The organism is Chryseobacterium daecheongense (genome assembly GCF_003729955.1).
Taxonomy (GTDB): Bacteria; Bacteroidota; Bacteroidia; order Flavobacteriales; family Weeksellaceae; genus Chryseobacterium; species Chryseobacterium daecheongense.
In genome coordinates, this window is sequence record NZ_RJTX01000002.1 from 310,242 (window position 1) to 330,732 (window position 20,491).

Sequence of the window (20,491 nt, forward strand, 5' to 3'; positions counted from 1 at the left end):
ACTGTTATTAAGTATTACTTCACAATTTTCATTTCATCGATCAGCCATTTTGAATCGGCATATTTATCAATGATGAAAAGTATATATTTGGTATCTACCATGATGTTTCGGCTGAAACGAGGGTCATAATTGATATCACTCATCGTTCCTTCCCATTGTCTGTCGAAATTCAGACCTACTAAATTTCCATAAGCATCCAAAGCTGGGCTTCCTGAGTTTCCTCCTGTTGTGTGATTGGTTGCCGTGAATCCTACAGGGACATCACCTGTTTTGTCTTTGTAAATTCCGAAATCTTTTTTGTTATAAAGATCGATCAGCTTTTTAGGAACATCGAATTCATAATCTCCCGGAACATATTTTTCCATAACACCGGCTAAATGCGTCTGGTAATTGTATGAAACCGCATCCCTCGGAGCAGATCCCTTCACTTTTCCATATGTTACACGAAGGGTGGAATTAGCATCCGGGAAGAACTTTCTGTCTTTATCCGTTGCCATTTGCTGAGCCATGAATTTCTTCTGCAAAGCATCAATCTTTGTCTGAAGGGAAGTATATTGTGGATCAGCAGTTTTCATATACGTTTCCTTTAAATTGGCAAACAGCATGTAAACAGGATCTTTTTTCAATGTTTTGATTAATTTATCCTGATTGGAAAACGCTTTATCAATATCCTGTGCTAAAGAAGCTCCGTTGACTTCTGATCTTCCTGTGATGATAGAATTTTTGGAGATTTCTTCTATAGACTGGATATTTTGGGCTTCATTCTTATATTTGTCAAATCCTGTAGGTAAGAATTGAGGTGCTGTTTTATTTGCATATAAAGCCAACAATTTAGCAGTTACCTTGGCGTCCAGTTCGGCACTGTAATCTTTATAGAAAGAAGAAAGCTTGTTTTTGAAAGAAGCTAAGCTTTTTTCATCCATTCTTCCTGCTTCAACAGCTGTAATATAATTGGAGTAAAGATTGGCAAGCGTTAATGTTTCTGCATTTCTGACCACTTCAGAATAATATGCGTTATTCAAAGCATAAGGAGCCTGATCATTATATAGCTTGTTTAGCTGGTCCAGAGTTGTTTTTACTTCAGGATTTTTAGCAACCAGAGAACCTTCATACATCACCTTTTTTTCCACTGCATTGGATTTTTTCAATCCTTCCACTTCCCCGATCCATTTTTTCCAGTAGTTGGCTACTGAAGCATATTTTGAAGCATATTTGATACGTGTTGCATTGTCCACACGCATTTTCTCGTCTAATGTTTTCAAAGCCACATCACGCACGGCAATTCTTGCGGGATCAATTTCATTCATGATCTTTTCCACTGCAATTGCCGGAAGGTATTCCGTAGTTCTTCCCGGGAATCCGAATACGAACGTGAAATCATTTTCGTTTTTATCTTTGATGGAAACCGGAAGATAGTGTTTCGGAACATAAGGGACGTTATCTTTGGAGTATTCAACAGGTTTGTTATTCTTATCCGCATAGATTCTGAACATGGAGAAATCCCCGGTATGTCTCGGCCACACCCAGTTATCCGTATCACTTCCGAATTTCCCGATGCTTTGAGGTGGTGCACCTACCAAACGAACGTCTTTAAACGTTTCAATGGTATAAGCATAATATTTGTTTCCGTAATACATAGACTTTACAGAAATAGACTGGTAAGGCTCAATTTTCTGAGAGTTTTTGTACACTTCAATATTGTTCGCTATTTTCTTCGAAAGCTCAGGTTCCGTAAGGTTATCTGTTCCTTCTAAAATTTGATTAGTTACTTCCTTGATATCTACAATGAAATCAACCGTTACACCAGGATTGGGAAGTTCTGTACCCATATTTTTAGCCCAGAAACCATTCGTTAAAAGGTCATTTTCAACTGTAGAATGAGCCTGGATTTGTCCGTAACCACAGTGGTGATTGGTTAATAATAACCCCTTTGGGGAAATGATTTCTGCAGTACAGCCTCCGTTGAATTGAACAACAGCATCTTTTATACTCGGTTTTTGAGGGTTAAAGATGTCCTTTGCAGAGATTTTCATTCCTAAATCTTTCATTTCCTTTTCATTAAGCTCTGTAGGAATCCACATTCCACCATATTGTTGAGCAAAAGCCATTGCAGCCGGCAAAAGAAATACAGATAAAAGTATCTTTTTTGTCATAATCAAAATTTTGCCCTAATTTACAAAGAAAATTAAAATTAAAGGGTATAAAATCATAAGTGACGATAAACACCGTTATATAAGAATGCACATTAAAAATATTATTATGAAAAACCAGATTTTCTTATCAGGAATGATAGCGATTATTGTATTAGCTTCATGTTCTAAACAGAAACCGAAAGAAGTAGATCCTATTTCTTCGGCCGACTCCACAACTACGGTTCAAACACCTGCGGATACTACTTCTTCGGCAAGTACAACGGCAACAGGTGATAACTCTCAAAATGCTCTTGACTGGTCCGGAACGTATGAAGCTACAGTTCCTTGTGCTGATTGTCCAGGGATAAAAACTTCTTTAACCCTGAATAAGGATAAAACTTTCAGCATTACAGAAGAGTATATCAACAGAAAATCAAAGAACGAAGACAAAGGTACTTTTGAATGGGATGCTGCGGGAAGTGTAATTACTTTAAACGGAAAAACGGCAAAGTATAAATATAAGGTCGGAGAAAATAAGCTGATCCAGCTTGATCTTTCTGGAAAACCAATTGACGGACCGAATAAAGATCTATATATATTCAAGAAAAAATAAAAATAAAGGCTCAAAGCCTTTATTTTTTTATCCTAAAACTGATAAGCAATAATTTTGCTGTCACTTCTCAAAGCTCTTATAAGAGATTCATGATTTACTTTTTTACCCGTTAAAATCCAGGTTGTAGTAAGGTTTCCCTGAGAATATTGTTGTTTTGAAGCTTTAAATTTCAGGTGGTATTTTTTGAAGAGTTCTTCACAATGAGGCACATCATCAGCATTGAGAATTCCTATTTTGTACTCTATGATCTTATGATTTTTATCGATAACATTTTCCAGATATGTAAGGGCACTTAAAACCAATAATACCAAGACGGTTCCCAAAAGAGAAAGATAAACATATCCTGAACCTACCGCCATTCCTATGGATGCCGTTGCCCAAATGGTAGTTGCCGTAGTGATTCCATCAATTTTATTATCCCCTTTAAAAATTACCCCGGCTCCTAAAAAACCGATTCCCGTAATGATATTCGCCGCCAGCCGATCCGGGTTTTCAACTCCGATTTTAATGGAAAGAATAGTGAATAAGCAGGAACCAAAACACACCAGAATAAAAGTGCGTAAACCGGCAGACTTATTCCTGTACTCCCGCTCTGCACCAATAAGCAGACCTAAAAGTACTGAAATAAAGGTTAGCAATAATTCATTTTGAATAGAGTGATCCTGTAAAAATTCCATTATTCACTTATTAAACTTATTAAGAATAAATTTACGATAAAATATTTTAACGACACGTGGGGGTGATTGCGATTGTTCTGACAAAAATTGAGTAATTTGGAACCGTTATGAAAAATGAGCAAAATTTAGAACAGAGACTAATAGAAATCTGTGAAAGATTCAAGCTTAAAGAAAAAGCATTGAATTCTTTAGAAGAAATTATTACAGACGGATTGAGGAGAGATGAATATTTTTTGAATGGTTACACAAGATCTGAGGTCCATACTGTTTTTGAAGAGTACAGATTTACAATTCTGAAAAAGTATTTGGAGGCTACTATTGATACAAGAATCGGACTATATATTGATAATGATATGTATGTAGATAATTCCGAACCTATTGGGTATTATACGCTGGAAGTTGATTTTAACGGAAAAATAGTTGATGATGTTTTTGTGTTGGAAAAAGAAAAATATAATAAATAAAAAAGGCAGAAAATTTTTCTGCCTTTTTTATTTGAAATTTCATTTACTGCTTTTCAATTAAATCCAAAAACTGCTGTTCATCCAGGATTTCAATAGTTCCAATATCCTGGGCTTTTTTCAGCTTGCTTCCGGCTTTTTCCCCTACAACAAGATAATTCAGGTTTTTGGATACTGCGGAAATATTTTTTCCATTATGCTTTTCCACCATTTCTTCTGCCTGTTCCCTTGTGAATAAGGATAATTTTCCTGTGAAAAGGAAGGTTTTTCCTTCCAGTACATTGGATAGGACTTCATTGGTGCTTTCACCTTTTTCAAGCTGTACTCCGGACGATTTCAAGCGTTCAATCATCAGAACGTTTTCCGGATTATTGAAGAATTCTACAATGCTGATGGCGATCTTAGTTCCGATATCTTCCACCTGGCAAAGTTCTTCAACAGTAGCGTTTTTCAGGTCTTCAATAGTTGGGAAATTTTTCACCAGTTTTTTGGCAACGGTTTCTCCCACATGTTTGATTCCGATTCCGTACAATACTTTTTCAAAAGGGATTTCTTTTGACTTTTCGATCCCTGAAATGATATTCTGAGCAGATTTTTCCGCCATTCTTTCCAGGGGAAGAAGCTGTTCTTTTGTTAATGTATAAAAATCCGCAGGGTTTTCGATCAGTTTTTCCCTGTAAAGCTGTTCGATGGTTTCACTACCAAGATTTTCAATATTCAAGGCTTTTCTGGAAACGTAATGAATCATTCTTCCTACTACCTGAGGTGGACAATGTAATTCATTAGGACAGAAATGGATGGCCTGATCTTCAATTTTCACCAGTTCTGTTCCGCATTCCGGGCAATATTTGATATATTCGATCTCTTTGCTTTCCGCATTTCTTTTTTCGGTATTCACGCCAACGATTTTGGGAATGATCTCACCGCCTTTTTCCACATACACAAAGTCATGTTCATGAAGATCCAGTTTCTTGATGATATCTTCATTGTGAAGGGAGGCTCTTTTCACAATGGTTCCTGCCAATAAAACAGGCCTAAGATTGGCAACCGGAGTAATAGCTCCCGTTCTTCCTACCTGGTAAGAAACGCTTAGTAATTCAGTTTCCACCTTTTCCGCTTTGAATTTATAAGCCATTGCCCAGCGTGGAGATTTGGCAGTGTAGCCAAGCTGTCTTTGATGTTTCAGGGAATTGACTTTTAAAACAATTCCATCGATTTCAAAAGGTAAATTATGACGTTCCGTATCCCAATAACTGATGAATTCTTTGACCTCTTCTAATGTTTTGCATAGCTGGGCCTGTTGTGAAGTCTTGAAACCCCATGATTTTGCCTTTTCCAGCAGCTCCCAATGGGTTTCTGCAGGAACTTCATCTGAAATAAACTGATAAAGGACTGAAGACAGCCCACGTTTTCTTACTTCCGCACTGTCCTGCATCTTCAGGCTCCCACTTGCTGTATTTCTGGGATTCATGAAAGGATCTAAGCCTTCTTCCTCTCTTTGTTTATTGATCTTATCGAAATTCTTTCTCGTCAGATAAATTTCACCACGCATAAAGAAATGATCCGGAAAATCACCTTTTAAAGTGAGTGGAACATCTGAAATTGTCCGTACATTTCCTGTGATCTCATCCCCCTGGAATCCGTCTCCACGGGTGACAGCCTGAACCAGTTTGCCTTTTTCATACAGAATGGAAATAGAAGCTCCGTCGTATTTTAATTCTGCAACGAATTCTACCGGATCATCAATCGTCTTAATAATTCTTTTCTCCCAATCCTCAAGGTCATCAAAATCATAAGAATTATCAAGAGAATACATCCTGAATTTATGCTGAACGGTTGGAAATACTTTTGTAATGCCTCCACCAACACGCATGGTAGGGGAATTTTCATCATAAAACTCAGGGTATTTGGCTTCCAGGTCCTGAAGCTCTTCTAAAAGTTGGTCAAACTCATAATCCGTGATGGTAGGAGTGTCCAGTAGGTAATAATTCTCATTATGCTGATGAAGCTCTTTGCGAAGCTGTTCTATTTTCTGTTGAATGTTTTCGGGCATTGCGATTCACTTTTAAGCAAAAATAATTAAAGTAATCCCATTTAAAAAATAAGTGAATTAAATATTGTGAGAAAATTAAAATCATGTAACATGTTCCAATGAGCTGATTTTGTTCAGTATAAAGTTCCTGTTTACAGTGAGTTAACACAATGTTTCAATATAATTGAAGAAACCTTAAGATTCCCTTAAACAGCTGAGTATGAAAGTCAAAATACCTTTGCACCAGCTAAATTAAAGGATAATGAAAAAAGTAAAGATTGTATTGGGTATGTTGTTTTTGAGCCTTGGGACGATGGCCTATGCGCAAACAACTCAGGCTTCCATTCTGGGAAAGGTAACCGGAACCGGAAATGCGCCTCAGGAAAAGGTAAAAGTGACGATCATTAATGAATCCACAGGTTTCAGAACAGAAACGGAAACGAATTCAAAAGGAGAATACATCTTCAAAGAAATTCCTCTTGGAGGACCTTATACGGTAATCGTGAATGATGAGAAAAAAGAAGGTTACAGTGTGAACTTCGGAGATCAGGTTACCGTGAATATGAGCTTAGGTAACGGAGAAAATCAGATTGAAGAAGTAGTGGTGAATGGAAACCTGAAGAATAAAATTGGAAACCTGGGAGCAGCTACGGCTATTTCTGCTAAAAATATCGGGCTTTTACCGGTGAACGGAAGAAACTTTACCAGCCTTACAGACTTATCTCCTTTGAGTGGAAGAGGGGGAAATTTATCAGGACAATTAGGCTCTTCCACCAATTTCACGATTGACGGGATGACGGCTAAAAATCCAACTTCTGCCGGATCTACTACAAGCCGAAGCGGTGCGCCGTATTCTATTTCCATCGAAGCAGTACGTGAATTTAAAATTACAACCAACCAGTACGATGTTACTTTAGGAAGAAGCGGTGGAGGTACGGTAAGTGCTGTTACTAAATCCGGAACAAATAAATTTTCAGGAAGTGCATTTGAATATTTAAGAACAGGCTGGTTATCCAGTAAATATGATATCAGAGGGAACGAAAGAAAGAATGATTTCTCAACCTCTCAGTTCGGGGTTACGTTGGGAGGACCGATCATTAAGAATAAATTACACTTTTTTGCAGCGTGGGATCACCAATTGGATTCTAGGCCATTGATCATTGCGGACGTTCAGACGAAAGAAGATGCGTTGAGATTTAATGTAACCAATGAAACACTTAACCAGGTTTTGAATATTGCCAGAGCAAAATATGGAGTGGGGAATACACCACAGTTTGGCAGTTTTGATAAAGTGAGAAATTCGGATGCCGGATTTTTACGTTTAGACTGGCAGATCAATCCGAAACATTTATTGACGTTGAGAAATAACTTTACGTATGATATGAATAAGAACGGTTTGGCGGATAATACGGCTATCAACTTCTTCGAATCCTACGGAAATGATAAAAACCTTGACAACAGTTTATTATTAACATTAAGATCCAATCTTAAACCTAATTTAACCAACGAATTAAAAGCACAGTACTTATACACTTTCCAGGACAGTTATCAGAATGATGAATTAGGACATCCTGTTCCAAGAGCGATCGTAGAGCGTGTTCCATCTACGATTGAAGGAAGTAATCTAACAACAAACATCCAGATCGGTGGACACCGTTTTGCGCAGGAAAGCTTCAGAAATAATGTATTCCAGGTGGTAGATAACGTGTATTATAACACCGATAAAGTGAAGTATACTTTCGGGGCGGATATCATGTATACCAGAGCAAAATCGATCTATGGAAGTGAGGTGAACGGAAGATTTCAGTTTTTAGGAATTGATAATTTCAATAACCTTACTCCTTACAGATTTTACAGGGAGGTTCCTTTGATGGAGGACAATTCAGTAAATTCTAATATCTGGAATGTAGGACTTTACTGGCAGATTCAGACTAAAATTGCAAAAGGACTTGATTTTACAGGAGGTTTGAGAGTAGATTACGGAGGATATCCGAAAGCAAAACTCAACCAGAAATTATTTGATGAGATGGGAATCAGAACGGATAACCAGATTCAGTCATTCATCATCCAGCCTAGATTTCAGTTCGATTGGAACATCAATGAAGAAAACAAGGATTTCCTGAAATTCGGAGCAGGAGTCTTCTCTTCGGATATCAATAACTATATGATCATCAATAACCTTGTTTTCGATGGAAAACATCTGGCAACAGTAGATGTAAATCCTACGACGATTGGATTAACGCCGGATTTTGCGAGTTACAGAAATGATTACGGGACGGTTCCAACTCTAGCACAATACCAGCTTCCAACCATTAATTATACAGGAAAAGATGCTAAAGTTCCGGTAGTGTATAAAGCGAACATTTCTTATACCCATTTCTTTAACGAAAGATTCAGAGCCGGAATTGCAGGATATATGGCGCTAGGTAGAAACAATTATTTCTATTATGACAGAAACATGGTCGCAAATCCTTATTTTACTTTAGATAATGAAGGCGGAAGAGGGGTATTTGTTCCTATCACTTCTGTAAATGCAAATGGAACGATGAATTGGAAAGATGGAAGAATCAATTCTAATTTCGGAAGAGTGTTAGAGTTGGTGAGTGATGGAAAAGTGAACCAGTTCTCATTTGTATTAGATACAAGTTACCGTTATTACAAAGACGGAGAAATCACTGCGAGTTATACATGGTCAGATATCAAGGACAATACTTCTTACAACGGAAACGTAGCCAATTCTGCAACGTTATCTACGATGATTCAAAGCGACCCGAGAAATCTAAGAATGACCTATTCCGATAACCAGTTCCGTAACAAAGTGGTTCTATATGGAAATTCACCTACCTTCTATGGATTTACGGTAGGAATCAGATATTCAGGAATTGGTGGAACACGCTTCTCAGTAACAGCAGGAGGAAATGTGAACGGTGATTTCGTGGATTCCAATGACCTGGCTTATATCTTCCCGAACCTGACCCAACCTTTATTAGACAACCCAGAAGTAGGAAAAGCTCTAAAAGATTACATTACAGATTATAATAACAAAATTGCTGAGCGTAATGGAGGGAAGAACGGATTCTATGGTGTTTGGGATGTACGTGTAGCGAAAAAAATTAAGTTTGAGAAAATCGGAGGATTTGAGCTTTCACTGGATATCTTTAATGTGGCCAATTTACTAAACAAAGAGTGGGGAGTGAACAAATCTTACGGAAATATGTCTCTGTACAGAATCACAGGATTTGATGCTGCGACGAAGCAGCTTAAATACAGCTTGAATACCAGTGGTCTGGAACCATTATCAGGAAACCCTTACCAAATTCAGCTGGGAGCGAAATATACTTTCTAAAAATTAATATTACCTTTATATTATGAAAAATTTTATCTTAGGGTTAGCAGTTTTAAGTACGGTACTCATGAAGGCACAAACCCAAATTATAGCACACAGAGGATATTGGCAGAGCCAGCCTCCTACTACGGAAAATTCTCTTACATCATTGGAGAATGCTCAGAAGCTGAAGATCTACGGATCGGAATTTGATGTGAGAATGACGAAAGACGGAGTGTTGGTGGTGAACCACGATGAACATCACGGGAAAATGGAAATTTCAGAAACAAACTTCAAACAACTGGAAGAACTGAAATTATCAAACGGAGAAAAATTCCCTACTTTAAAAGATTATCTGAAACAGGGAAAGAAAGATAAATCTTTAAAGCTTATTGTGGAAATAAAACCTGCTAAAACAAAAGAACTGGAAAACGAATTAGTAGCGAAAACCATCAAATTAATCAAAGAATTGAAGCTGGAGTCTCAAAGCGAATACATTTCTTTCAGCCTGAATATCTGTAAAGAGATCAAAAGAGTAGAGCCTACCTTTAAAGTGCAGTATCTGAATGGAGAATTGTCGCCGGAACAGATCAAAAAAGAAGGATTGGACGGAATGGATTATCATTACAGTGTCTTCGCGAAAAATCCAACCTGGATCTCCGAAGCAAAAGCTCTGGGATTAATTACCAATTCATGGACGGTAAATGATATTGCAGTATATGAACAACTGAAAAACCAGGGAATAGGTTTTATCACGACGAATATTCCGGATCAGTTAAAAAATAAGTAACGCTTGTTAATCATAAAAGTGAAGCCCATCTCCTTGGAGATGGGCTTTGTTTTGTGTACGAATACAAAAAACAAGATTCTAAAAGCATTGTCTCAAAAAGAGATAACGTCAAAGATAGATGAATATTATTAATCAATCATATTAAAAAAGCTTAATTATTTTAATGTGTTATAAATCAAATCATTACTTCTTTTAATTCATGATTTTTTAACATTTCGTTTAATAAATATTTAATAATTGTTAAAACCGTGTTAAAGCCTTCCTCGCCGGGTCGTTCTAATTTTGCGCAAACAAAAAGGATATGCGAAAAGAGACTCAAAAGTTGCTTGTTTTGTCGCTGTTAGGATTGGTCAGCGTCAATATGGCAGCTCAGCAAAAAGCAAAGAAAGACACTATTAATGACATTAATGAAGTAGTGGTAACTGCTTTAGGTATTAAAAGGCAAGACAAGTCTTTAGGTTACTCTACGGAAACCATTAAATCTGAAGAAATTCTGAAAACCCAGAACAACAACTGGGCACAGGCATTGGAAGGAAAAGTGGCAGGATTGAAGATCCAGACCGCAGGAGCAGGACCTTTGGGAAGTTCAGTGATCAAATTACGTGGAGATATCTCCATGAATATGGATCAGAACAACGCATTGATCGTTGTAGACGGAGTTCCTTTGAACAACACAACCACGGGTACCGGATTCTCAGCGTATGGAGCAGGTTCCAAGGCAGATTTACCGATTGATTACGGAAACGGGATCAATTCTATCAATCCGGATGATATCGAGTCTATTTCAGTATTGAAAGGTTCCACGGCCGCCGCGTTATATGGCTCACGAGGAGCAGGAGGGGCGATCATGATTACAACGAAATCAGGAAAGTCCAAAAAAGGAAAGCTACAGGTTACCTTAAACTCCTACTCAAGCTATGATACCGTTTTGAAATGGCCGGATTATCAGTATGAATACGGGCAGGGAACAATGCAGAAAGATACCAAAGGAAACTATTATTATTCTTATGGAGCCTCTGCAGACGGAGTGAATACAGGTTCTACCAGTAGTGCTTTCGGACCGAAATTCGCAGGACAGTATTATTTCCAGTACGATCCAACCGTAGAAGGACAAAGTGCCACAAGACAACTTTGGAGACCCTACAAAGACAATATCAAAGGTTTCTGGCAAACGGGGACTACTTTCTCCAACAACATTGCTTTAGAAACCTCTAACGAAAATACATCATTCAGAACCTCTTTAACGTATCTTAAAAATGAATGGATGATGCCTAATACAGGTTTTGACAGATTCAATGCCGCTTTATCATTTGACCATAAGATCAATGAAAAGCTGAAAGTAGGATTGAAATTCAATTACAACAAAACCAAAAGTGATAATTTACCGGCAACAGGATACAGCAATCAGTCGATTTCCTATTTCATGATCTTCCAGAATCCGAACATAGACCTGGCTTGGTATGAACCAATCTGGAAAAAAGATAAATACCAGATCGATCAGATCCACCCCTTCAGTTCATTCATCGATAATCCATATATGATCGCTTATGAAATGCTTAATGGTGTTGACAAAAACTTCATTACCGGAAATATCAATCTTAATTATAAGCTGGCTAAAAATTTCGAGGTAATGTTGAGATCAGGAATGGAGTTAACCAATGAAGAACGTACTCAAAAAAGACCTTGGAGTTCTGCCAATTACCTGCAGGGAATGTACAGGGAACAGCACATCAAATTGATGGATTTGAATAACGATATTTTATTCACGTACAAAAATACCTTCAATGATTTCGATTTCAGTGCATCTGCAGGAGGAAGCATCCGTTATTCCGAATACACCATGTATGATTATATGGCAGACGGACTTCTTAGACCGGGAGTATATACGTTACCTAACGGAATCGGGAATATTACAAAATTCGCGACACCTAGTGATAAACAGGTAAACAGTACTTACGGATTGGTAACATTAGCATATCAGAATAAGATTTTCTTAGACCTTACCGCGAGAAATGACTGGAGCAGTACGCTTCCGAAGGATAACCGTTCTTATTTCTACCCTTCAGCAGGTCTTTCCTTCATCCTTTCCGATATCTTGAAGATGAATTCCAAACAATTCAATTATTGGAAATTAAGAGCATCGTGGTCGAAAGTAGGAAATGATACAAGTCCTTATAAGCTGATCAAATATTACAACAACAGTGTATTCTCCGGTTCAGTAGAAGCACCTTCATTATACCCGAATCCTAATCTGAGACCGGAAATGTTGACGAATATTGAAGCTGGGATGGATTTCAGCTTCCTGAAAAACAGAGTGAATTATAACTTCACAGTCTATCAGAACAACTCAAAAGATCAGATCGTAGATATCCCGGCTTTGCTTGAAACAGGATACAGCAAAAGAACCATCAACGCCGGTGAGATCAGAAATAGAGGAATTGAAATGACTTTGAATACATTCCCTGTGAAAAACAAAAACTTCTCATGGAGTGTAAACGCCAACTGGTCGATGAACAGAAATAAAATCTTGTCATTGCCGGAAGAATTCCACGGAGAACCTTATACAATGGGAAGTGTAGGTGGAGTAGTATACTATAATGCAGTAGTAGGCGGATCTCTCGGAGATATGTACGGATACGGATTAATGTACTCTCCGGACGGGCAGGTTGTTTTCGGAAGTGATGGATTAACAGCAAAACCGACGCAGATGAAAAAAATCGGAAATGCATATCCGAAATGGAGAGCCGGAATTCAAAACGAATTCAGATATAAGAACTTTACAGTAAGCTTCTCATTTGATGGTCAGTACAAAGGAATGGCTTATTCGCAGTCTCACCATAAAATGACCGAGCAGGGGAAATTAGGACATACCTTGATAGGAAGAGATAACCCGGATGGATTGATCATAGGACAGGGAGTCGTACAAAATGCAGACGGAACCTATTCTCCCAATACAAAAGGAGTATTGGTATCAGCCTATTATGCCGATTACTACAGAAGAGCGAACGTAGAAACCAACTCGTTTGATACTTCCTTTGTCAAGTTAAGAGATGCGAGAATTTCTTATTCTTTCCCGAAAAGCGTAACAGAACAATTGAAGTTGACAGATCTTACGTTAGCCCTATTCGGAAGAAATCTTTGGATGTGGACGAAGTTCCCGCTGTTTGATCCGGAAGCCGCCACTCTTAATGATAATTTGATTACTCCGGGAGTGGAAATGGGACAATTGCCGACAGCCAGAACTGTAGGTATTCAGCTTAATGTTAAATTTTAAAATTTAGATCATGAAAAAATTATTGTTAAATATATTATTGATTTCAAGTATCGGAATGATACCCGTTTCATGCAGCAGAAGCCTTGATGAGGTGAATATTGATGAAAGCAGAATCAGCGACCCCGTTTCCGCTAAATTACTGGTCCCTATCCAATACAATATGGCAGCAGTGAACTATATGAGAGCCAATGATTTCACATTTGATATCATGCAGGTTTCCTTAGACTTTCCTAATGAAGGAAACTCTTTAAGCCGTTACTATTTAACCGAAAACACAGGAACCGGTTACTGGAATAACAGCTATAAATGGCTAAAGCAGGTGAAAGACCTGAAAGAAGCAGCCATTCTGGAAAACGACAAAAATTACCAGGCTATTGCCATGGTTTTAAATGCATGGATTTATTCGAATTTAACGGATACATATGGAGATATTCCTTTTTCAGAAGCTTCAAGATTGGATGAAGGGATCTCTCAACCGAAATTCGACAGGCAAAAAGATATTTATGTGAAATTACTGGATGATCTTAAAACGGCCAATTCATTATTCATCACCACTAAAACACTCACTGGAAACGATCTTTTTTACAAAGCGGAATCTGATGTGAACGGAATTACCAATTGGAAAAAATTCTGTAACTCCCTTTCATTGAGATTACTGACAAGAATTTTAAAGAAAAACGGAGAAGTCAACGTAAACGAGAGAATCCAGGAAATTATCAGCAATCCAACAGTGTACCCGATTTTCCAGAATAATAACGAATCTGCAAAGCTGAATATTACCGGAGTATCTCCATTACTTCCGCCTATCGCAAGACCTCAGGATTTTACAACCGGAAGAGCTGCTTCAGCATTCTTTGTGGAAACTTTAAAAGCAAATAATGATCCACGTTTAACCATGTTCTTCTCTCAGGCAAAAGATATTGCAACCAACCAGAATATAGGATACAAAGGTGCTCCGTCTGGCTATCCCTATGGAACAGTATTTACTTACCAGCCGTCCAACATGAACCAGAACTTGTCTAAAGCACCTTTGAATATTCTCATCTATCCATATGCGGAATTGCAGTTTACATTATCCGAATTGGCCTTTAAAGGAATCATTCCCGGAAGTGCCCAAACGTATTATGAAAACGGGGTGAAGGCAGCTATTGAACAATGGGGCTCCACCATGCCTGCTAATTACTTTACCAATGCGAACGTAGCGTATAACGGAACTTTGGAAAGAATCATGCTTCAGAAATATGTGGCTTTATTTTTTGTAGACCAACAACAGTGGTTTGAAAAAAGAAGAACGGGATTCCCTGTGCTTCCCAACAACGGCGGGCTTTTGAATAACGGAAACCTTCCTCAGAGACTGATGTATCCTCCTAATCCAAAAGTGTTGAATACAACTAATTATCAAGCGGCAGTTCAGCAAATGGGAGGAGATGACATCAACATCAAAATGTGGTGGAATCAATAATGACCAGTAATAACAAATCAATACTAAAATGAATATAAAATTTTTAATGCCATGCCTGTTCGTTTCTGCTATGGCGTTTGCCCAGACTTCTGTTTCAGGATATGTGTATGAAGACAGCAACAAAAATCAGAAGAAAGAAAACCGTGAAAAAGGAATTGAAGGAGTTGCCGTTTCAAACGGGGTTCAGGTAGTTGTAACGGATAAAAACGGAAGATACAGCTTACCGATCCAGGAAAACCAGACTGTTTTTGTCATCAAACCCTCAGGGTATATGACCCCGGTGAATAATAATAATCTACCTCAGTATTATTATCAGTATAAACCGAAAGGTTCACCGGCATACTTTAAGTATAAAGGAACTGCACCTACAGGAGAACTTCCGAAAGAAATAAACTTTGCTTTAAATAAACAAAACGAAAGCAAAAACTTTGATATCCTGGTTTTCGGAGACCCACAGCCATATACAGAGAAGGAATTGGATTATTTCAGAAGAGGAATCGTAAATGAAGTGAAGAATACCAAGAAAAATGCAGTGTTGGGAATAAGTTTGGGAGACTTGGTGGGAGATAATTTAAGCCTGCAAAAACCTTATGCAGATGTAATGAAAGAAATAGGCCTACCTTGGTATAATGTCATGGGGAATCATGATATGAATTATGATGCTAAAGAAGACCTGTTTTCAGACGAAACATTTGAGTTCAACTTTGGACCGGCCAATTACTCATTCAACTACGGAAATGTACACTTTATCATCCTTGATGATATCTTGTACCCGGACCCAAGAGATGGAAAAGGGTATTGGGGCGGTTTCCGTGAAGATCAGCTAACATTTGTTGAAAATGATCTGAAACAGGTTGATAAAAATAAATTGGTAGTAGTTTCTTTCCATATTCCATTAGATCATAAAAATGAGGATAACTTCAGAGATGCAGACCGTCAGAAATTATTTGATTTCCTGACACCTTTCCAAAACGTCTTGATTTTATCTGCCCATACTCACATCCAACAGCAAATCTTCTATGGAAAACAAGCTGGCTGGAACGGATCAAAAGATTTACACGAATATAACGTAGGAACAACTTGTGGAGACTGGTATTCAGGAACACCGGATGAAGCAGGATTACCAACTTCAACCATGAGAGACGGTACTTCAAAAGGATATTCTTTTATCAGCTTTACGGATAATCAGTATAAAGTGAGATACAAAACGGCAGGAAAGCCGGAAGATTACCAGATCAAATTATACGTTCCGGATGTAATTCCTTTCCTGTCAAAAACATCGGCAAAAATTCTGGCTAACTTCTTTATGGGAAGCAAAAAAGACAAGGTAGAATACAGAATCGATAACGGAGGATGGGAAGCAATGGAATATGATGAAACCATAGACCCGAACTTTGCATTGTCAGTGTTCAAATGGGATACTACCCAAACGTTGTTCCCGGGAAGAAGACCTTCCAATCCTGAAATGTCAAAACACATCTGGACAGCAGGATTTCCAAAGAAACTGGCACTTGGAAAACATAAAGTTGAGGTAAGAGCCACAGATATGTACGGAAACCCATTCTCAGCATCAGAAGAATTTGAGGTGAAAGAACCGATTATTATTCCCTAGCTTTTCATTTTTTACTATACTTACTTTCAATGTCAAAACCGGTTTTTTTTAAGCCGGTTTTGTTTTATAGAAAATGTAAATGATAAAGGCTTTGAAAATCTCTTTGTTTTCAGGGCCTTTCCGAAAGCTGTTTCGTAAATTTGCTGTCGAAAAATTTTATAATATGAATATAAAAGGAAAGAATGCCATTGTAACAGGCGGTGGAAGAGGTCTTGGAAAAGCCGTTGCATTAGCTTTAGCAAATGAAGGAGTAAATGTTGCGATTACAGGCAGAAATGAAGAGAACCTTAAAATGACGGTTGAAGAGATCAAAAAGCTGGGAGTGAACTCCACATATGCGGTTTTTTCTGTAGACAATGAAATCCAGGTAAAAGCTGGAATAGAATCCCTGGCAGAACAATTGGGAGGTATTGATATCCTGATCAACAATGCTGGAATCGGTGATTTCGGAACTATCGAAGAAATGCCTTCTGAAACTTGGGAACAGGTTATTAAGACCAATCTTTTCGGCGTGTATTATGCGGCAAAAGCAGCTTATCCCTTCTTGAAAGCAAAAGGAGAAGGAGATGTGGTGAATGTGGCTTCAACTGCCGGTTTGAAAGGAGGAGGAAATATGTCCGCTTATGCCGCATCCAAAGCTGCAGTGATCTCGTTGTCTCAATCAATGATGGCAGAATGGAGAAAACATAATATCCGTGTGATCACGTTAACACCAAGTACCATTGCTTCAGATATGAGCATTCAGGGAGGATTAACGGATGGAAACCCGGAAAAAGTGCTTCAGCCCGAAGATTTTGCAGAGTGGGTAAGAGATATTCTGAAAATGAACAGAAGAGCTTTGATCGCTAACGGCTCTATTTTCTCTACCAATCCGTAAACAATAATCATTGTTGCACAATATCAACAAGCGGGCTTTAGTCCGCTTTTTTTATAGTGGTGATTGGTTCTTTATCCAAAACTTTACCTTAAAAAAACATGAAATCGGAAAACAAGCTTTATTTTTGTACCAAATTTATCACATGCAAAATTATTTAGAATTCAATTTCAAAATTTCCCCGCTTCAGCCGTGGAATGAAATCCTGATGGCTGAGCTTATTCAAATAGGTTTCGACAGCTTCACGGAAGAAAATGACAGAATTTTAGGGTATATCCAGAAAGATATATTCCATGAAAATGAGCTTAAGGCGTTACCGATTTTTGAAAATGAAAATGTGACGATTGAATACTCTTTCCAGGAAATGCCCAATATCAATTGGAACGAAGAGTGGGAAAAGAATTTCTCCCCGATCAATATAGACGATAAAGTGCTTATCCGGGCAGAATTCCATGAATCTGTGCCGGGAATGCACGAGATCATTATTCAGCCCAAAATGTCTTTCGGAACTGGGCATCACCCGACAACGCATTTAATGATCCAGCAGATGATGGATTTTGATTTCCATGGCAAAAAAGTTCTGGATATGGGATGCGGAACTTCCGTATTGGCTATTTATGCCAAACAACAGGGAGCCGGTGAAGTAAAAGCGATAGATATTGATGAATGGTCCGTTGAAAATTCAAAAGAAAATGCAGCAAGAAATGGCGTAGAGCTTGATATTGAATTGGGAACAGCTGAAAATTTGGGGAATGAGAAATATGATATTATTTTGGCCAACATCAACCGAAATATTCTGATCTCAGATATTCCGACCTACGTTTCTGTATTGAATGAAGGCGGGAAATTATTGCTTTCAGGATTATGCTTCTTTGATGTAGACGATATTATGGAAGTATGCAAAGAAAACGGGCTTGAACTGAAAAAGCAGCTTCAGCGTGAAGAATGGGTGAGTTTACTCCTTGAAAAATAAGATACCAATTATTAATATGAAATCTGTACTAGCGGTCTTACTCTTATTCTCCCTACAGCTTCTTTCTGCTCAGGAAGAAGTATATGCCAATGGAATTTTCGGGTTTGAAGAAAATAAGACTCAAAAAATTTTCACCAATTGGACAAGAATAAGACTGGAACCTGATGTCAATGCAGAAATTTTGGATTCTTTACCAACCAATCAACAGATTACAGTTCTTAAAAAAGAGGATAAGGTTCTGCAATTGGGAGAAAGAGCGTCCCATTGGTATAAAATCTCATATCAGAAAGGAGACAGAGCTTCAGAAGGGTATGTTTGGGGAGGAAACCTATGTGTAGGATATAGAAATAAGAACGGATACGATTTTCTTTTCGGGCTTACTAAAACAGAGAATCGAAAAGACAAACAAAATGGAGAAAATTTCAGACAAAATATAGCAAGCATCAAAGTTCTTGAAGAGAATGCTTTAGTAGATGAGGTTTTCTTTGATACGGGTTCCGGGGAAAGCTTAAGTTATGCCACCTTTAATATTGAAAGCAATCATCAGCTCAAAGGGGTAGAACTCACTTTAAAAGCCATGGTTTCCGGAGAAGCCTGCGGAATCGCAAGCTATGACCAGTATGTGCTTTTCAGGAACAAAAAGCTGGTTGCTTTACCTCAATTGATGAATGTAGGAGATGCAGATGTATATTATCACAGCGAAAATTTTGTGTTTCCCAATGATAAAGGAGGAATTCCCAATGCATTTATATGGAAGATGGAGGAAATGGAAAAAGACGAAAATAACAAGGAAAAAATAAAACACTTCTCTACAACTTATCTCTGGAACGGAGATTACTTCAGACAGAAATGATAATAGGAATCTATGTTAATTTTCTTTAAATAATTTTTTTATAGCAAAATTTATTATTAATAAACTACCTTTATCCTTAGAAATAAAATTTATAAGAAAACACAAGCTCTTTTATTTACAATTATTTATACTTTATATTTCTATTATTCCCATTAGCATGGGGATTCCATTAAGTCAGATAACTGATAATAGCAATGTTTTTATAAACGGACATTTAAGTTAGAACAAGTTATATGTTCATTGGCCTCTTGTTAACAGCAAGAGGTTTTGCTTACGAATAAGTTGAAAAATAAGACGATTTTCAACTTGATAAAATTAAAGAACAGACAAATAGTATTTAGATGACAAGCAAAATTATAGGGGTTGGCAACTGTATTCCTTCAGAAACAATCACCAATTTATTTTTTGACAAACATATTTTTCTCGATGAGCAGGGCATTGCATTGCAGGGTAACAATTCTTCCATTACTGAAAAATTAAAAAAAATTACGGGTATTGAGGAAAGAAGATATGCCAACAACCAGCAGGTAACATCTGATCTGGGGCTCATAGCGGCCCAAGCTGCAATAGAAGACTCCGGGATAGACCCGGAAACATTGGATTACATTATATTTGCCCATAATTTTGGTGATGTGCGTTTTGGTACTGTTCAGTCTGATATGGTTCCTAGCCTTGCAGCCAGAGTTAAACATGAATTAAAGATCAAAAATAACTTTTGCGTAGCTTATGATATTTTATTTGGTTGCCCGGGATGGATTGAGGGGATGATACAAGCTAACGCGTTTATTAAGTCCGGTATTGCCAAACGCTGCTTAGTGATAGGGGCGGAAACGCTTTCGCGGGTAGTAGATATTCATGACAGAGACAGCATGATTTATGCAGACGGTGCCGGCGCAGTAGTGGTGGAAGCCAACAGTAGTGATGATTCCGGAATAAAATCCCACCTATCAGCATCTTATACATTGGAAGAAAAAGACTATCTGTATTTTGGGAAATCCTATAATAATGAAAGCTGTCCGGACATTAAATACATTAAAATGGACGGAAGAAAAATATACGAATTTGCCCTTTCACATGTCCCTGATGCAATGAAGAAGTGTCTCGACAATAGTGGATACACCATCGATCAGCTAAATAAGATTATCATCCACCAGGCCAATGAAAAGATGGATGAGGCCATTGTAAACAGGTTCTATCAGTTATATGGCGTTCAGACTCCCGTAAATATTATGCCTATGGTCATCAATAAATTAGGAAACAGCAGTGTGGCAACTATCCCGTCTTTGCTTACCATGATTCTGAAAGAGGAGCTTGAATTACACAGAATAGAAAAGAATGATATTGTACTCTTTGCATCAGTAGGTGCAGGAATGAATATCAATGCATTTGTATATAAATTCTAGATACGATAGA

The 20,491-nt window shown here is 37.9% G+C and carries 14 protein-coding genes; 11 read left to right on the plus strand and 3 right to left on the minus strand.

Going from position 1 to position 20,491, the window contains the following annotated elements; translation table 11 throughout:
* Positions 1-14: 14 nt before the first annotated feature.
* On the minus strand, positions 15-2,153 hold the full coding sequence (locus EGI05_RS09850; protein WP_123262890.1) for a S46 family peptidase: 2,139 nt from the start codon (positions 2,151-2,153) through the stop codon (positions 15-17).
* A gap of 106 nt (positions 2,154-2,259) precedes the next feature.
* Here EGI05_RS09850 and EGI05_RS09855 point away from each other — a divergent pair, with 106 nt between their 5' ends.
* Positions 2,260-2,745 carry a copper resistance protein NlpE gene (locus EGI05_RS09855; protein ID WP_123263373.1) on the plus strand — a complete coding sequence of 162 codons (486 nt, stop codon included), beginning with the start codon at positions 2,260-2,262 and terminating at the stop codon, positions 2,743-2,745.
* 32 nt (positions 2,746-2,777) lie between these two features.
* Here the strand turns inward: EGI05_RS09855 and EGI05_RS09860 are convergent, their stop codons facing one another.
* Positions 2,778-3,422, minus strand: coding sequence for an MgtC/SapB family protein (locus tag EGI05_RS09860; protein WP_123262891.1), 645 nt, complete (start codon positions 3,420-3,422; stop codon positions 2,778-2,780).
* Positions 3,423-3,529: 107 nt separating this feature from the next.
* Between EGI05_RS09860 and EGI05_RS09865 the strand changes: the two genes are divergently transcribed.
* Positions 3,530-3,886: a hypothetical protein gene (locus EGI05_RS09865; protein ID WP_123262892.1), complete on the plus strand. Its 357-nt coding sequence runs from the start codon at positions 3,530-3,532 to the stop codon at positions 3,884-3,886.
* Between the two features lie 43 nt (positions 3,887-3,929).
* On the opposite strand, the gene ligA is transcribed toward EGI05_RS09865, so the two are convergent.
* Positions 3,930-5,936 carry an NAD-dependent DNA ligase LigA gene (ligA, locus tag EGI05_RS09870; RefSeq protein ID WP_123262893.1) on the minus strand — a complete coding sequence of 669 codons (2,007 nt, stop codon included), beginning with the start codon at positions 5,934-5,936 and terminating at the stop codon, positions 3,930-3,932.
* Between the two features lie 241 nt (positions 5,937-6,177).
* Between ligA and EGI05_RS09875 the strand changes: the two genes are divergently transcribed.
* From EGI05_RS09875 to EGI05_RS09915, 9 genes are all read left to right on the plus strand, one after another.
* Positions 6,178-9,261 (plus strand): TonB-dependent receptor, encoded by a 3,084-nt coding sequence (locus EGI05_RS09875; RefSeq protein WP_123262894.1) that lies wholly within the window; start codon positions 6,178-6,180, stop codon positions 9,259-9,261.
* Between the two features lie 22 nt (positions 9,262-9,283).
* Positions 9,284-10,030, plus strand: coding sequence for a glycerophosphodiester phosphodiesterase family protein (locus EGI05_RS09880; protein ID WP_123262895.1), 747 nt, complete (start codon positions 9,284-9,286; stop codon positions 10,028-10,030).
* A gap of 301 nt (positions 10,031-10,331) precedes the next feature.
* Positions 10,332-13,304, plus strand: coding sequence for a SusC/RagA family TonB-linked outer membrane protein (locus tag EGI05_RS09885; RefSeq protein WP_123262896.1), 2,973 nt, complete (start codon positions 10,332-10,334; stop codon positions 13,302-13,304).
* Positions 13,305-13,314: 10 nt separating this feature from the next.
* Positions 13,315-14,766: a SusD/RagB family nutrient-binding outer membrane lipoprotein gene (locus EGI05_RS09890; protein ID WP_123262897.1), complete on the plus strand. Its 1,452-nt coding sequence runs from the start codon at positions 13,315-13,317 to the stop codon at positions 14,764-14,766.
* A 28-nt stretch (positions 14,767-14,794) separates the two neighbouring features.
* Positions 14,795-16,378: a calcineurin-like phosphoesterase C-terminal domain-containing protein gene (locus EGI05_RS09895; protein ID WP_123262898.1), complete on the plus strand. Its 1,584-nt coding sequence runs from the start codon at positions 14,795-14,797 to the stop codon at positions 16,376-16,378.
* A gap of 163 nt (positions 16,379-16,541) precedes the next feature.
* A complete protein-coding gene (locus EGI05_RS09900; protein WP_123263374.1) occupies positions 16,542-17,255 on the plus strand; it encodes a 3-ketoacyl-ACP reductase in 714 nt (237 codons plus the stop codon).
* A gap of 142 nt (positions 17,256-17,397) precedes the next feature.
* Positions 17,398-18,225, plus strand: a complete 828-nt coding sequence (prmA, locus tag EGI05_RS09905) for a 50S ribosomal protein L11 methyltransferase (RefSeq protein WP_123262899.1) — start codon at positions 17,398-17,400, stop codon at positions 18,223-18,225.
* Positions 18,226-18,241: 16 nt separating this feature from the next.
* Positions 18,242-19,078 carry an SH3 domain-containing protein gene (locus EGI05_RS09910; protein WP_123262900.1) on the plus strand — a complete coding sequence of 279 codons (837 nt, stop codon included), beginning with the start codon at positions 18,242-18,244 and terminating at the stop codon, positions 19,076-19,078.
* A gap of 341 nt (positions 19,079-19,419) precedes the next feature.
* On the plus strand, positions 19,420-20,481 hold the full coding sequence (locus tag EGI05_RS09915) for a 3-oxoacyl-ACP synthase III family protein (RefSeq protein WP_123262901.1): 1,062 nt from the start codon (positions 19,420-19,422) through the stop codon (positions 20,479-20,481).
* Positions 20,482-20,491 lie beyond the last annotated feature (10 nt).

Bases quoted from the DNA above. Each gene is read 5' to 3' on its own strand.
- EGI05_RS09850 (WP_123262890.1), bottom strand. From the start codon at position 2,153: ATGACAAAAAAGATACTTTTATCTGTATTTCTTTTGCCGGCTGCAATG.
- EGI05_RS09855 (WP_123263373.1), top strand. From the start codon at position 2,260: ATGAAAAACCAGATTTTCTTATCAGGAATGATAGCGATTATTGTATTA.
- EGI05_RS09860 (WP_123262891.1), bottom strand. From the start codon at position 3,422: ATGGAATTTTTACAGGATCACTCTATTCAAAATGAATTATTGCTAACC.
- EGI05_RS09865 (WP_123262892.1), top strand. From the start codon at position 3,530: ATGAAAAATGAGCAAAATTTAGAACAGAGACTAATAGAAATCTGTGAA.
- ligA (WP_123262893.1), bottom strand. From the start codon at position 5,936: ATGCCCGAAAACATTCAACAGAAAATAGAACAGCTTCGCAAAGAGCTT.
- EGI05_RS09875 (WP_123262894.1), top strand. From the start codon at position 6,178: ATGAAAAAAGTAAAGATTGTATTGGGTATGTTGTTTTTGAGCCTTGGG.
- EGI05_RS09880 (WP_123262895.1), top strand. From the start codon at position 9,284: ATGAAAAATTTTATCTTAGGGTTAGCAGTTTTAAGTACGGTACTCATG.
- EGI05_RS09885 (WP_123262896.1), top strand. From the start codon at position 10,332: ATGCGAAAAGAGACTCAAAAGTTGCTTGTTTTGTCGCTGTTAGGATTG.
- EGI05_RS09890 (WP_123262897.1), top strand. From the start codon at position 13,315: ATGAAAAAATTATTGTTAAATATATTATTGATTTCAAGTATCGGAATG.
- EGI05_RS09895 (WP_123262898.1), top strand. From the start codon at position 14,795: ATGAATATAAAATTTTTAATGCCATGCCTGTTCGTTTCTGCTATGGCG.
- EGI05_RS09900 (WP_123263374.1), top strand. From the start codon at position 16,542: ATGAATATAAAAGGAAAGAATGCCATTGTAACAGGCGGTGGAAGAGGT.
- prmA (WP_123262899.1), top strand. From the start codon at position 17,398: ATGCAAAATTATTTAGAATTCAATTTCAAAATTTCCCCGCTTCAGCCG.
- EGI05_RS09910 (WP_123262900.1), top strand. From the start codon at position 18,242: ATGAAATCTGTACTAGCGGTCTTACTCTTATTCTCCCTACAGCTTCTT.
- EGI05_RS09915 (WP_123262901.1), top strand. From the start codon at position 19,420: ATGACAAGCAAAATTATAGGGGTTGGCAACTGTATTCCTTCAGAAACA.